The sequence below is a fragment of the Runella sp. R0.1_18 genome (assembly GCF_057652155.1).
Genome location: NZ_JBYFCK010000002.1, coordinates 237,979 through 253,282 on the forward strand (window position 1 = coordinate 237,979; position 15,304 = coordinate 253,282).

General features: G+C 46.7%; 12 protein-coding genes. All 12 read right to left on the reverse strand.

Annotation, left to right across the window (positions count from 1 at the left end):
* Positions 1 to 121 precede the first annotated feature (121 nt).
* The gene (locus tag AC23P2_RS03845) at positions 122 to 3,226 is read right to left on the reverse strand and encodes a SusC/RagA family TonB-linked outer membrane protein (protein WP_487771971.1); all 3,105 of its coding nucleotides are present in this window, start codon (positions 3,224 to 3,226) and stop codon (positions 122 to 124) included.
* Between the two features lie 418 nt (positions 3,227 to 3,644).
* A complete protein-coding gene (locus AC23P2_RS03850; RefSeq protein WP_487771972.1) occupies positions 3,645 to 4,379 on the reverse strand; it encodes a Bax inhibitor-1/YccA family protein in 735 nt (244 codons plus the stop codon).
* An 83-nt stretch (positions 4,380 to 4,462) separates the two neighbouring features.
* Positions 4,463 to 5,278, reverse strand: coding sequence for a sulfate/molybdate ABC transporter ATP-binding protein (locus AC23P2_RS03855; protein WP_487771973.1), 816 nt, complete (start codon positions 5,276 to 5,278; stop codon positions 4,463 to 4,465).
* Positions 5,275 to 5,940, reverse strand: a complete 666-nt coding sequence (modB, locus tag AC23P2_RS03860; RefSeq protein WP_487772256.1) for a molybdate ABC transporter permease subunit — start codon at positions 5,938 to 5,940, stop codon at positions 5,275 to 5,277. The genes AC23P2_RS03855 and modB overlap by 4 nt, the downstream gene beginning before the upstream one ends.
* The gene (gene modA / locus AC23P2_RS03865; protein ID WP_487771974.1) at positions 5,940 to 6,701 is read right to left on the reverse strand and encodes a molybdate ABC transporter substrate-binding protein; all 762 of its coding nucleotides are present in this window, start codon (positions 6,699 to 6,701) and stop codon (positions 5,940 to 5,942) included. The genes modB and modA overlap by 1 nt, the downstream gene beginning before the upstream one ends.
* Before the next feature lie 31 nt (positions 6,702 to 6,732).
* Positions 6,733 to 7,824 (reverse strand): cytochrome-c peroxidase, encoded by a 1,092-nt coding sequence (locus AC23P2_RS03870; protein ID WP_487771975.1) that lies wholly within the window; start codon positions 7,822 to 7,824, stop codon positions 6,733 to 6,735.
* Between the two features lie 45 nt (positions 7,825 to 7,869).
* Positions 7,870 to 8,364: a molybdopterin-dependent oxidoreductase gene (locus tag AC23P2_RS03875; protein ID WP_487771976.1), complete on the reverse strand. Its 495-nt coding sequence runs from the start codon at positions 8,362 to 8,364 to the stop codon at positions 7,870 to 7,872.
* A 274-nt stretch (positions 8,365 to 8,638) separates the two neighbouring features.
* A complete protein-coding gene (locus tag AC23P2_RS03880; RefSeq protein ID WP_487771977.1) occupies positions 8,639 to 10,060 on the reverse strand; it encodes a Gfo/Idh/MocA family protein in 1,422 nt (473 codons plus the stop codon).
* Positions 10,061 to 10,120: 60 nt separating this feature from the next.
* Positions 10,121 to 11,194 carry a hypothetical protein gene (locus AC23P2_RS03885; protein WP_487771978.1) on the reverse strand — a complete coding sequence of 358 codons (1,074 nt, stop codon included), beginning with the start codon at positions 11,192 to 11,194 and terminating at the stop codon, positions 10,121 to 10,123.
* 48 nt (positions 11,195 to 11,242) lie between these two features.
* The gene (locus AC23P2_RS03890) at positions 11,243 to 13,312 is read right to left on the reverse strand and encodes a beta-N-acetylhexosaminidase (protein WP_487771979.1); all 2,070 of its coding nucleotides are present in this window, start codon (positions 13,310 to 13,312) and stop codon (positions 11,243 to 11,245) included.
* Between the two features lie 52 nt (positions 13,313 to 13,364).
* Entirely contained in the window at positions 13,365 to 14,108 is a 744-nt protein-coding gene (locus AC23P2_RS03895; RefSeq protein ID WP_487771980.1) for an SDR family NAD(P)-dependent oxidoreductase, read from the reverse strand.
* Between the two features lie 241 nt (positions 14,109 to 14,349).
* Positions 14,350 to 15,300: a dihydrodipicolinate synthase family protein gene (locus AC23P2_RS03900; protein ID WP_487771981.1), complete on the reverse strand. Its 951-nt coding sequence runs from the start codon at positions 15,298 to 15,300 to the stop codon at positions 14,350 to 14,352.
* Positions 15,301 to 15,304: the final 4 nt, after the last annotated feature.

Here is a 15,304-nt window from a genome sequence, read left to right on the forward strand (position 1 = left end):
GAAAAAATTATGTGATAGGTCAGACGATAGTCAGACCGTAACTTTCTTGTCCTGCGTGTCAAGGTCAGAGAGAGCCAGACCCATGGAAATACGGTCCGACTATCGTCTGACCTTGACACCTTTATAAGCTAAAACTAATGTTGAAGCCAACCGAGCGCGTCGTTGGAATTTGACCGTTTTCGATTCCCTGCAAATTGCCATCGTTGTAGAAGCTAGTTTCAGGATCAATGTGTGGCACATTACTGTGAATCAACCAGAGGTTACGGCCTACAACCGATACCGTAATGTCGCGAACAGGCAGCTTTTTAATCAACTGATTGCTAAGCATATAGCTCAATCTCACTTCGCGAAGTTTTACATAGCTACCATCAAAAATCGTCATTTCGTTGTTGGTCAACGCGTAGTATTTGTGGTGCCATTCTTCCGACGAAATTTTGGTTGTGTTTGGTACATATACAGGTTCGGTTGTAGAGCCAGTATTGACAACTCCTTCGCCAACGATTCCTGTTTCACGCCCTAACACCGTCTCAGCCAATACCCCCGTATAACGACCGATGTTCACACTTTGCGAGAAAATATCACCGCCGTATTTTACATCAATCAAGGTACTCAACGAGACGCTCTTGTACGTGAATGTATTCTGCAAACCACCCAACCATTTTGGCGTGAAGCTTCCTAAGATACGGCGAGTTGGGTTGAGCGTTGGATAACCACTTTTGTCGTAAATGATATTACCACTTGGGTCACGGGCAAACCCTTGTCCGAAGAACGTACCGTAAGGCTGTCCTACGCGCGCTTCGATGGTCATCCCGCGAACAGTACCTAAAGTATAGGTTGTTAGGCCATCTGCCAATTCGATTACTTTGTTTTGGTTACGCGCCCAGTTGACTGCCACATCCCACTGAAAATCACCCACTTTCACAGGCGTAGCACTGAGTTGTACTTCAATTCCTTTGTTTTCGATTTTTCCAGCGTTCAACAATTTAGAATTAAAGCCCGTTGTTTGAGAGATATTAACATCTAAAATTTGGTTCGACGACTGCTTGTTGTAGTAGGTTACATCCAAGCCTACGCGGTTGCGCCAAAACTTAAATTCCGCCCCGATTTCGTACGAGTTTGTCAACTCAGGTTTAAGGGAAGCGTTCAACATCGCGTTGTTTTCTGACAACGTAGGCGTACTCCCCCACGGGTTTTCGTACTTATAGGCTTGAATCAAACGATAGGCATCGGTGTCGTTACCTACGCGAGCAATCCCTGCACGTACTTTGGCAAATGATAATACAGGTGAGTTTAGGCCCAAAATGTCGGTTACAATGGCACTCAATGCGGCCGATGGGTAGAAATACGAGCGGTTGTTGGCAGGCAATGTACTCGACCAGTCGTTTCGTGCCGTCAAATCCAAGAAAAGATAGTTGCGGAATCCGAAGTTAGCCGCCGCATAAACACTGTTTACTGCTTTTTCAGAGAAAGAGTTTTCGGCCACTTTTGCTTGGCGAGAGTTACCGAGGTTCCATACGCGTGGAATGGCTAATTCAGTCGCTCCCATGTAATTACGTTGATAATAATTGCTACGATGGTTGGCTCCCACGTTGGCAGATACGTCAAAATCACCAAACTTGCGGGTTGCGCTCAACAATACATCCGAGTTTGATTCCCGAATAAAAATTTGTTCTTCATTGTAGCTATCGTACTGTTTCGCACCGTTGAGGTTGTCGATACGGGCTGCATTTTTGGTTTTGCGACGATCAATGTACACATCCGTTCCTGAACGGCCCGTCAAGGTCAACCAATCGTTAAACTTGTAGGTAGCCGCCAAGTTTCCATACACACGGTCACGTTGGTTAAATTTCGTACTCAAATTCAACACGTAGTACGGGTTAGTCCAGTAGTTGTAGTTCCAGTTGTACTGATAAATGCTGTTGGGCGCTTGGTAGTTTTTCAACTTTTCTACGTCCACTTGGCGACCAAACCAGATAAAGTAAAGACCCCAGTTGGTACGGTTATCGCTACCATCCACCACATAGTTACCCGTTGCGCGAATGCTCAATTTTTTGGTCAAATTCCAGCCTGCGTTCAACGAAACCGTACGGCGTTTGTAATCGGTGTTTGGCAAAATTCCCGTTTGGCTCAAGTTGGTAAACGAAAGACGGAAGTCTCCTTTGTCATTTCCGCCTGTAATGGCGATGTTGTTGGTATAAGTTTTACCTGTTTCAAAAAAGTTGGTAACGTTATCAGGATGAGGCACAAACGGAGTAGCAGTACGAATACCGTTGGCATCCAGCGGCGAGTCGAATTGTGGAAGCAAGCGACCATCCATTTTAGGTCCCCAGCTTTCGTCCACGCCATCGTTGACGCCTTTACCCGTTCCATCCACAAACGAAAACAAGCCCTTGTTTCCTTGGCCGTACTCGTTTTGCCATTCAGGAAGGCGGAAAGGCGTATCAAAAGCGGTATTAGAGTTGACCGAAACGCCAATACCTTTCGCGCCTTTTCCGCTTTTGGTCGTAATCAAAATAACACCGTTGGCACCGCGTGAGCCGTACAAAGCCGCCGCGCTTGGCCCTTTCAATACACTTACGTTTTCGATATCGTCAGGGTTGATGGAGGCTGCACCGTTTCCGTAGTCAACGCCCGTTCCTGAACCGTAGTTACCGTTGTCGATGGGCACACCATCAACCACAAAAAGCGGCTGGTTGTTGCTACCGATTGAGCTTGTACCACGAATCAAAATCCGCGACGAAGCCCCTGGCGCACCGTTCGAGCCCGTAATTTGCACCCCAGCCACTTTGCCAGCCAAGGCATTGACGAAGTTGGTGGTACGGGCCTGTGTCATTTGTTTTCCGCTAACCTCTTGCACCGAATAGCCCAAGGCTTTCTTTTCACGGGCAATCCCCAAGGCTGTGACAACGACTTCGTTCAAAATGGACGCATCTTCTACCATCGTAATGTTGAACAAAGTCTGTGAGCCAATGGCCATTTCCATGGGCTTATAGCCAATGAATGAAAACACGAGCGTAGTGGCGCTAGGGGGAGCAGAGAGGCTAAACTCTCCCGTAGAACTGGCCGAAGTCCCACGGTCAGTACCTTTGATGACAATACTGGTTCCAGGAAGTGGGGCGCCGTCTTTGTCAAGGACTTTTCCTTTTAAAATGCGGTCTTGTGCGTGACTGACCAAGCATGTCAGCATCGCACCTACTAAACAGAGCGTAGATAAAAACTTTCTCATGGGCGAACTATATTAAGTTATTGGGTAATAATGGTAATTTTCCAATAATCCTCTCGCATTCGTATCACAAACAAGAGAGGCTTAATTCTTACATAGTTGCGGCCATTCAGAATTAAAATATGTAATTACAAAGAGCGAAAAATCTTTTGTTGCTTGGCAATAAACATGCACAAGTTTATGGCAAATATGAATATTTTCCAATGATTATTTTAAATAAAGTCAAATTTTCAAACTAATTATTGGTTAAATTATATCTGTTAGTAATAAACAAAACAAGATTCCATTAGCGAAAAAATAAAAGCCAGAAAAATACTCAAGAAATATAACTATTTCACTATTGTTTACTCGCTCAGTTTCAAACAAAAAAGACACAGAAGTTGCCCCCTGTGTCTTTTTTATGTTTACAAAAATTGAACGCCTAGTCGCGGCTTGAGAGCTTAGATAACAAGCGAAGCACTTCTATGTACAACCACACGATAGTAACAATCATCCCAAATGCGCAGTACCATTCCATGTATTTGGGTGCGCCGTACGCCGCACCTTGTTCGATTCTGTCGAGATCAAGTACTAAATTGAAGGCTGCTAACCCCACTACAAACAACGAAAAGCCGATTCCAAACCAGCCTGTGTCGTAAATAAGTGGCATTTCGATGCTAAACATGCGTAATACCATGGCCACCAAGTAAAAAATAGCCACGCCAGCCGTAGCTGCCATTACCGTCCGTTTGAACGTGGGAGTTGCCCGAATGACCCCCGCTTTGTACAAACCGACCATCCCCGCCAAAATGGCAAACGTCAACAACACCGCCGATAACCCGATGCCTGGGTACATACTTTCAAATACCAGGGTAATAGCTCCTACAAATACCCCTTCTACGATGGCATAAATGGGCGCAAGTGTGGGCGCGAGCTGTTGTTTAAAAGCCAAAATGAGGGCAATGACCAAACCCGCAATTGCTCCGCCGATGGCCAAAGGCATGATAAGTGCAGGATTGGAGGCAAATAAAAACCAACTGCCTGCGGCAGAAGCAATGACCAAAGCGCCTAATAAAATGATTTTGTTGACTGTACCTTGGACAGTCATCGCGCCTTGCCCAATACCTTCTTGAGCGGCTTTGATGAATGATTTTTCGGATAAGGTTGGATTCGCCATAGCTGAATTATTTTTTGTAAAAAATGTTTATAGACGACAATTTATGCGGTTTTTGGAGAAAATCAAAGGTTTTTTCCAGTGAATTATGTTCGGTTTTTCCAAAGCAGCGACACTTCATCCCCTACTTTTAGGTCGTTGGGCCAAGGAGTAGAAGCTCCAAAACGAATTTGCATCGTATCGGTTTCGAGATAACCATTCTCACGGTCTAATTTTGTGATGACACCCCACATCGGTGCGGGCTCGGTGGCTTTGTCCTCATCCGTTTTGACTCGCCCACGCTCAATTTCAACCTTTCGGTCGGCCAACTGACGAATGTCTTCTTGACTGTGAGTGACTAGCAACGTCGTCGTTTGGAATTGTTGATGCAAATTGCCTAATACTTCCCGTAGGCTTTGCGCAGTTGTAGCATCCAACGAAGCAAACGGTTCGTCCAGCAATAACACCTTGGGTCGTCGCACCAAAGCCCGTGCCAACGCTACGCGCTGCCGCTGTCCTCCCGACAACACATCGGGCTTTCGATACGCAAGCGATTCTAAACCAATACTTTGTAACAATTCATCAATCAACGATTCTTTCGGCGACGCAGCGGCGTAAGCCAAGTTTTCGCGAACAGTCATATTAGGAAAAAGCGCCGAATCTTGAAAAACGAAGCCAATCGAACGATGCTGAACGGGTACATTTATCTGAGAAGAAGTGTCCAGCCACGTATCACCGTCCACGACAATTCGCCCCACCGCAGGCGTTTCTAAACCCGCCAACAATCGCAATAACGTTGTTTTGCCCGCCCCTGATGCCCCGTATAAAGCCGTCAGGCTATGCGACTCCAACGAAAGCTGAATACGTAGCTCTCCCTGGCCATCGGCAAAAAGGCGCGGTAACTGGAGGTCAAGCTCTATCATACGGTCAGACGTTTATTAAACCGATACACAAGTACTAAAATCACCAAAGAAATGACCAATAATAGTGCGGCATAACTGTGCGCAGCGGCATAATTGAGCGTTTCGACCTCGTCATAAATGGCGATGGATGCTACGCGCGTCTGTCCTGGCAGGTTTCCTCCAATCATCAACACCAACCCAAATTCGCCAATGGTATGCGCAAAAGACAACACAATACCCGTCAACAGCGCAGGCTTAATGTTGGGCAATAAGACTCGAAATAAGGTAGTAGCGCGCGATTTGCCAAGAGTAAAAGATGCTTCCTGCCAAGACGGGGGAAGATTTTCTAAGCCTGCTTGAATAGGATGTACCATAAAAGGCAAACTATATATCATCGACGCCACAACGAGCCCTTCAAACGAAAACACCAATCGCAGATTAAACGCTTTTTCTAACCATTGCCCCAAGGTACTGTTTGGACTAAATGCCAATAAAAAATAAAACCCCAACACCGACGGTGGTAAGACCAAAGGCATACTGATGATTGCCTCTATCAAAGGTTTGAGTTTGATTTTAGTAGCCGACAACCAAGCCGCAAGCGGTATCCCAACCAACAGCAGAAGTACCGTGGTAATGCTTGCCAAACGAAACGTGAGCCAAATTGGCTCCCAATCCATGTTCATCATTTTTGTGGTGTTGCGCCCCCTACTCGGTACCCAAACTTCCGAAAAATAGCGTGTGCGCGCTTACTAAACAAAAAATCATAAAAACGGCGGGCCGCCAAACTGGGTTCAATGTTTTTCTTTTTGATCAACACCACGCCTTGTGCAATCGGGCTGTAGGTTTTGGGGTCTATTTCTACCCACGTTCCTTTGTCTTTCAGGGAAGGGTCTAATACCACCGATTTGGCCGTAAAACCTACCTCAACTACTTGCGAAACAATGTATTGATTTACTTGGGAAATACTTTCCCCCATGACCCACTTTTCTTGCGTTTTGTCGAACAAACGATAATACTTGAGTGCCTCCTGGGCTGCAACTCCGTAGGGGGCAAGCTTGGGATTGGCAAGGGCTATTTTTTTGATGGAAGGCTGGGTCAAAAACGACAAGTCTTTCGTAGGCTTAGTTGTTCCGATGGCCCAAACGACCAAAGCACCGTAGGCATAAATCTTGGGAGCGGCGGTGGTTAGCCCTTCTTTAAAAAGTATGTCGGGGTAGTGCATATCGGCCGATAAAAATACGTCGAACGGCGCTCCTTGTTGGATTTGGGTCGTAATTTTTCCCGACGAATTGATAATGGCTTCTAGCTGAATGCCTGTTTGTTTCTCAAACACCGTTTCTAGTTCTTCCATCACAAACTGCGCATTGGCTGCCACCGCTACGCGCACAGTTTGGGCGTATAACTGCGGGCTAATCAGCCACAAAAACAAAAGTATTTTCTTCATTAACTGGTTCAGTATAAACGCTATCGAATAATCATTTTTTCGTCTCAAACGGATTCGAAAACGCGGGATTGGTAATAAATGTCGAATCTGTGAGGGTGTGCAAAAACGCAATAATATCCTTTTTTTCGGAAGAAGTCAGTCCTAATCGTTGTCCAGTAGGTTCGTTGTGCGACGTGCGCAGTTCGTGACTAAGGTTAGGACTAAAATGAAAATGCTCATTGTAATGATCCAGCACTTGCTCCAACGTCTTAAAACGCCCGTCGTGCATGTAAGGTGCTGTCAGTGCGATGTTGCGCAAAGTTGCCACTCGAAAACGGCCATTATCCAATTCATCACCCGAAATTTCTTGCCTGCCTCGGTCAACTACGGCGATACTGTCTAGGCCGTTATTATGAAATACTTCTTGCATCAACTTAGCTCCGCCGTGGCAATGGGCACAGTTGCCTCCCCGCACTCCGCGTTCGGGCGCGGGACCTCGCATAAACAGTTCCATGCCTCGCCGTTCGGAAGCCGTGAGCGTGTAGTTTCCCTGCAACGAACGGTCGTAAGGTGAATCGGCCGAAATCAACGTTCGTTCAAATTGAGCTAACGCTTTGGTTATCTGTTCTCCTGTGATGGATGATGTTCCAAATACCTGTCGGAAAAGCGAAGGATACCGAGCTGTTTTGGCCAACTTTTTCGCCGATACCTCCAGCGACTGCCCCATTTCGTCGGGATGCGTCAGGGGAAAAATCGCTTGATTTTCAAGGCCACTGGCTCGCCCATCCCAAAACAAATTTTTGACCCACAACAAGTTCGCCAACGACATCGAATTTCGTCGGGTTGGTTTTCCCGAAACCCCTATGCTCAATGGTCGCCCGTCCGAAAATGCCTTTGTTTGCTCATGGCAACTGGCACACGAAACGCTGTTGGTACTCGAAAGCAGCGGCTCATAAAACAACATTCGCCCCAACGCCACTCCTTCTTCCGTCGTCGGATTATTGGTAGGAATAACAAAACGGCTACCAAAAGACGAAGGATACACCAGCTTATAGGGATGTAATTCTGCTTTCTTCTCTTTGGTTTCTACCCAAAAAGAAGAAAGAAAAACTGCCAACGCCATTAAAAGAAGGATGTTTCGCATTTTGTTTTCTTTGTTAGTTTGCGATTGTATCGCGAACCAGCAGCCTTATTTTGCAAATCGAATTTCAATAGATTTCAACTCGCGAATCCAACGAGCGGGGCGTTTTTCGTCGGGTATCACTAGCCGAAAAGGCCCTACTCCTTGGGGCAACGGGGCACCATCCACCGAGTCGGCCACCAAAATAGTGCGGCCACTAAACTCGGCATCAACCTCCGCCAACGAAAACAGTACTTCGTAGCCATCGCCCGCCTTGGCAATGATATATTTTGAGAGATTTTCACCGCGTAATTCTCCCCCAAGCGTCACGCCCGCTTTGCGAAGAACCGACGTCAGCGTCACTCCCGCATAGCGATGTTCTTTGCCATCGCGGTCTTTGGCCGTTACTTCAGTACGTTCAAGCGATTGAAAATCAGAAGATGTGAGCGATAAAGGTGTTTTTACTTCACCCGTTACGGAGAGGGTTTGGGCAAAGAGCCCTTGGATACCGATGGCTGAAACCAGTATTCCGCTCAAAAGCAATTTTAGGAAAGTATGTATCATTTTGCCGAAAGCGCTATTTTCTCAAAAATATAACGCTTTCGCCAAATTACCTAATATAAAAGCCTTGGAAAGTTATAGAAACTCTCCAAGGCTCAATGTAATGTCCAAGGTGATGTGATGTCGGTTTCTTAAAACCGACACACGAGGTTTCTCAAAACCTCGTACAAAAACTCCTACAATACGACAAATGTTGCGTCTCTACCTCTACTACAAATGTGGCGCCTCTACCGAGGCTACTTTGAACTCCTAGAAAACTTGCTAAGTCAATCGAAGCTTACACTTTGGCTTTTGTCGTGCCGCCTTTGGTCATAGATATATCAACGGGAGCATTCATTTTCCACGACCCACCCGTAAAATCGGGCACATCAATGGAATTGGAGCGGTTGGCTACCGACCAGCCACTGAGTGGCGCAATGCTACTCCAAAGAGCCGCATCATAGACATCTTGGTCGAGCGGGAGACCATTGCGGAGGCAATCAATCGTGCGCCAATCCATCAAAAAGTCCATACCGCCGTGTCCACCTACATTTTTGGCGATTTCGCCCATTTTCTTCACAATTGGTGGCAGGTATTTTTCTTCCAATGCCTTGTATTCTTCCGCCGACATCCACTCGTGCCCCGTCGAATAACGCGCGGGTTCGGGGTATTTTAAGCCCACCGCTTTGGTACCGCTCACCAGTTGAATCCGCGAATACGGCCTCGGCGACGATACATCATACTGCACCATAATCGTTCTGCCTTTTTGGGTTTTAATCGTCGTTGTGCTCATATTGCCATTAAACGATTTCCCCACGTACGGCTTGTAAAAATCATCTTTAGCGGCGAGCTCTTTGGCCAAATTTCCCAACACAAAATCGTTGCTCGACATCGAAGTGAGGTAATCCATTTTGTCCCCCCGATTGATGTCCATTACTTGGCAAATAGGCCCCAGTCCGTGTGTGGGATACAAGTTGCCTTTTCGCTGAAACATCTCTTGCAACTCCCACAATTGGTAAAAATGGGTTTTAGAAAAAACGTGCGTTTGCAAATTGTGAATATAGGCTGCTTCACCGTGGATAATCTCCCCAAAAAAGCCATTACGGGCCAAATTGAGCGTCAATAGTTCGGAGAAGTCATAACAACAGTTTTCTACCATCATACAATGCTTGCGCGTGCGCTCCGAGGTATCGACCAGCTGCCAGGCTTCTTCAATGGTTTTGGCGGCGGGCACTTCTACACATACGTGCTTGCCGTGCTCCATCGAAAATACCGCCATGGGCGTATGAAATGCCCAGGGGGTGAGAATGTAGATGAGGTCCAAATCGGAGCGTTCGGCGAGTTTTTTCCAAATCTCGGGGTTGCTATCGTAGGTTTGGGGGCGGTGTCCCGAAGCTTCTACCAGTTTTTTGGCAGCGGCAGTTTTCTCAGAACGTAAATCGCACAAAGCTTTGATTTCGACACCTTCGATTTTGTTTAATCGCTCGACAGCCCCCATCCCGCGATTCCCTAAGCCGATAAACCCAACCCGAACTACGTCCAGTTTGGGAGCGGCGTAGCCACTCATATTAAATTTCTGTACGCGCTTGCGGTCAGCTTGCGCGCGTACTTGCGCCCATTCTTCAGGGCTATTGGCGTAAGCAGCAAAGGGATTAGAGGCAAAAAGTCCAAGTCCAGTTGCACTTGCTGTTTTTAAGAAATTTCTACGATTGTTTTCCATGTCTTTAGGGAATGAGAACCATTCCAAGGTTTTGAACCTTGGAATGGCTTCGTTTTTGATTTAAAAAATGCAATCCCCGAGGAAAGCGGGTTGATACCCTTTTTCAGTCGCCCAGCGCGCACAGGCCACAACACGGTCGCGAAAATCGGGTTGGTAGGCTTCATAAAAGGGATAGAAGTATTGTTCGTGTACCAAAAAATCGACGTATGGTGGCTGTCCTGACGGAAGGTTTGCGTAATTATTCAAGTGCGGAACAATATCGGGCAACTCTTTTTTATCAATCACAATGCTACTCCGAACAAACGTGATGCCTTCTTCCGTATCGTGCCACACAAAGCGTTTTTTCAGTTGACGACGTTGTTCAACGGTCAAATAATACGAAACTGGCGGCAAATCGTCGTCCACGTTGAAATATCCCAACTGACCTACATACCCCGCATCCCGCAAAGCCCGAGAGCCCTCGACGGTAGCTTCGCCCCAGTGCAGCGTAGTAACAGGCCCCATCACAGCCTCTCCCGCAAAACGCCGAATTTCATTTTTGACCATTTCACAATCGTCGGCTACTTGTTGGTAGCCTGCGGTGCGGTACGGCATGTCGGGAAACTCCCCTCGCGCGTGAAAACTCAACCGCAACCAATCGGCATTGGCTGTCCACTCAGGTTTGAAGCGGTCGGTCATTTGTGACAAGTTAAAACCGTCGGTTTCGTAAAAAAGATTGAGGTGGATTTTTGTCCCGTATTCGTCGTGCACTTGTTTTAGAAAACCCAAATACGGGTTATCAAAAATCGACGCATAGTTCGCATTGTTTTGGTGAATATCGCGCAAAAACCAGATGTTATCGTCAATCGACAAACGGTAATTTCCTGCAAAATTGGGCAGCCAAAAGACCTTGATTTGGGCACTTTCTCCCGTGGTCATATTTTTTGCTTCTACCGTATTTTGGTAGTCGCTCAACGTCACCAATGCTTCAAAAACACCTTCACGTTCTTGGGCTTCCACGCCATTGATAACAATAAAATGCTGCAACGGCGCTTTTACTTTGACCGTCGTTTGGAGTACACCTTCTACTACCTGTCCGTCCCAGCCGTGAAGCATATCGCCTTCTATGGGACTGATAAATTCTATGTTTTTCATGGTTCTAACCTATAAATGGACAATGCCAAACGGCACCTATTCAATTACTTAGAAATCAGGATTAAAGACCTCTATAAACGACTTTACAGGTGCATCTTTTTGGCGTTGAATCTGGAAATCAACTACTTTCAAGTGCAATTTTCGCCACAAGCTGTACTCCACGTCAAAACGCCCTAAAATACTATTGAGACGATAAGGCATACATTCCGACAGCCACGCTTTTTCGTATTCTCTTTTGAGTTCGCCCGTTTCATCCATCGCATCCACCAATAAACTATGGCAAGGGTACGTCAAATCGTAAATAACGTAGTCTTCCTTTTTCTTCGTCACCATGGCATAATCCCAACGATCGACCACCGTACGCGCCCACATAAACCGCATGGCCGAATAATTGATTAATCGGGCCGATACCAGCAATGAATTGGCAAATTCGCTTTCTGTTTTTGAGGCTTTTTTGAGGGCCGCTATCAAATTGGCTTGCGCCTCTTCGCTGTACTTACGAACCTCCCTAAAATCGGCCATGTGCGCCTCGGTGTTCGCCAAATAATAGGCCGAAAAGGGATTCGACCACGCTTCAACCAGCGTTCCGCGCGGCATACTTTGGGTGTTTTTTCCCAAACACTTTTTTAGGTATTCGACCGACGTGGCAATGTTCTCAAACGCGTCTCCCATTTCTTGGGCAATGTTGGGATAAACCAACGACGCATATTTTCGGGAAAACTCCTTTTGATTGGGTGATTTTCCCTGCCAAGCCGAAATGCACCCGTAGGCCATAAACATCCACGACGACCGCACAAACGGCTCCACCGAGTCGGTCCAGACAGAGGTGATAAAACCTAACGTTTGATGACGCAATCCTGCGCGTAAACACAGGTCGATGTTGTCGTAGGTGTAACCCGCTTCGGGATAAATGTGCCCCCAGCCCGATACCGCAGGCTGAATGAAAAAGGGTCTTTTCTCCTTCAAAACGGGGTTTAGGTAATGGTAGGTTGCGGCCGAATCGGGCGAATATTGCCAAATAACGGGGATGACATCGGCTGGAAATTTCTTGATAATATCGGGATAAAACGAGCTCATGTCGGTCCAAGCAAGAAGCGTTTTTCCGTACTTTTTGAGTTCTTCACTTACGAAGGTCAGCTGCTGGATGTACAACGCTTCGGGATTGAGACTTTTCTCCTCTGTGCTGTTGAGGCGTTTGGTTTCCCACGTTTCATCAAAACCAACGTGAATAAACGGACTTTTGAACAACGAGGTGTACTGTTTAATCCAGTTTTTGAGCAATTCTCTTACACCTGCATTGCGCGGATCCATCTCGTGTCCGTAGCGCCCAATCGCCAGCGACGCATATTTCTCGTTCCGAATGAGTTCGTGCAAATGCCCATAAAAATTAACAAACGGAATGACATCCATATGACGCTCACGGGCATAAGCAATAATACTTTTCACCTCCTCTTGGGTGTAATTGGCTTTGTAATTGAGGGTGGAGTAGCCTTCCAATTCAATGCTTACTTCGTTGTAAAAGTAATACTGGTTGGTTTTCCAACGTGCCAAAAAATCGATTTGACGTTTGATTTCTTCCACCGTGAGCAAGCCTCCGTGGGCAAAATCCATCATAACACCCCGAAAGGCCATAGTGGGTCGGTCGGTGATTGTCACGTACGGGATAGCCGCCTGTTGTCCTTCTCCTTGAATCAGTTGTCGAAGGGTTTGTACGGCATACCACAGCCCCGTTGAGGTTTCGGCTTCTATTCGGATTCCCTGCGCTGATACCGACAAAGAATAATGTTCGCGGGTGCTTCCTTTAGTCGCTTCGTCGGTTTCGGGCAGTTCTCGGCCTGTCGTTTTTACGGTATAGCGCACCCGCGAAGCGGCAAGAGTGGAAGCCGTTTTGACGGGCTTCCCACTCCGCTCACTCAGGGTTTGTTGTAATTCTTTGAGAGCAAATACAATGTCTTTAGAAGCAGTCGGAGGCACATAAAATGTCACGTTGCTCACCGCCAATGCGCCATTTCCGTATTGAATTGATGTGGGTTCGGGCAATAAACTGGGGCGATTTTGGGCAAAAATCCCCGTAAAAACCCAAAAACAACTGCTTATTATCAGAATGAGGGATTTCATTTTCCTTTGTTTTTCAACCTTGGCAAAGTTTTAAACTTTGCCAAGGTTCTCTTTAATACGTCGCTCTGCCTCCCGACAAATCGAAGGTAAAGCCCGTGGTGAAACTGTTCTTTGATGAAACAATATAGGCGGCCAAGTCAGCCGCTTCTTCCAACGTTCCACAACGTTTCATCGGAATCTTGTCCGTCATGTACTTGACCTGAACTTCGGGCATGGCATCTACCAAAGGTGTACGAATCACGGCAGGTGCTAGGGCGTTGACCGTAATTCCGTCTTCGGCGTATTCTTTTCCCTGCACTTTGGTCAAACCAATCACCGCCGCTTTGGAAGCCGAATAGGCGAGCATTCCTGCATTTCCTTCTTTCCCCGCAATCGACGCGATGTGCAAAATGCGACCGTATTTTTGGGCCAACATCGATGGAATCACTGCCTTCGAAGTATAAAAGCAGCTCATAAAGTTGACATCAAACACCTTTTGCAAGTTTTCAGTGCTTACTTCATGGCTTTTTAGGTTGGTTACTCCTGTGATACCCACGCAGTTGACCAAAATATCTACCTTCGAAAAGCGCGCCACTACTTCTGCCACAGCTTCTTGTACTTGTGTTTCGTTGGTAATATCAAGTCCGATGCGCAGGGTCTGCTCGCCATAGGCTTCAAATTCTTGTTGAAGCCCTTTTTCATTAAAATCAAGCAGTGCCACGTGGACTCCTTCGGCAAGGAGTTTTTTGGCTATTGCCAAGCCTATGCCTGATGCTGCTCCCGTTATGATGGCTATTTGTCCGTTAAATTCACTCATTTTCTACAAACGTTACGCTACAAAGGTTGCGCCTCTCCGAGGCGGTTTTAATACATTATTTTATCCTACAAACGTTTCGCCTACAAACGTTTCGCCTCTCCGAGGCGATTTTGATGCATTATTTTATCTACAAACGTTTCGCCTCTCCGAGGCGGTGCTCAATGCCTACTACAAAGGTTTCGCCTCTCCGAGGCGATTGACACCCATTCGACATTCTGCACTCGAAATTCGACATTCCCCTCTACACTGCTTCGGCTACTGGGCGAATGGCGTAGGTTTCGTCGTTGAGAACGTCAATGACGCGCTGGTTCAATTCTTTGATATAACTTACACTCGATGCGTCTGGAATGTAGGCTGCTTTGCGGGCAATACTGTTGCTCAACACACCCCGCGCAATGAGCAATTCTTTTTCGGCGTAGTGGAACAATTCCATGTTTTGTAATGAGAAGAAAATCTGCGGCATTACTTTTTCAAACAAATCGAACGCTTTGCCGTCTTCACCGTTACGACGTAAATCAAATACGCGTTGTAGAATATCTGCCACGGCCAACCCTGGCATGACGCCCTGAATACCAATCGGGACCAATTCGAGCATGTACAAACCACCCCATCCTTCAAACAAACCTACTTTGCCTTTGGTCGCTTTGATGATACTCTCAAATTTAGGCGCACAAAGCGGTTCTTCCAGTTTGAGGTACTTGAAATTCGGGTTTTCGTCCATCAACTCTTTGATAAATTCTACGCTGATGGAAGCACCACCTGGGTTAAAATCTTGAATAAGAACAGGGGTATTGGGAATCGACTGAAGGAACTCCGATAGGTATTGTTTCAACGAGCTTTCGGGCAAGCTGAAAATACGCGGAACTGCCAACGATACCACATCGGCACCCGCTGCTACGTTGGCATGAGCCAAACGAATCGCCACTTTGAGTGATGGGTGATTTGACTGCGCCACAATCTTGATGCGCCCTGCTGCGTGCTCCACGGCCACGCGTACGACCTGAAGTTTTTCTTCGTCGGTCAGTTTATAAAATTCACTGGCATAAGCGGGTAAACAAACCGCTTTGATACCACCTGCAATGGCGAAATCAATCAAATTGCGAAGAGCGCTTTCGTCGATTTCTTCGTTTTCGGTAAAGGGTGTGGGAACAATCGGGACAACGCCGAATAGCTCGTTTGTTAGCTCTGACATATCT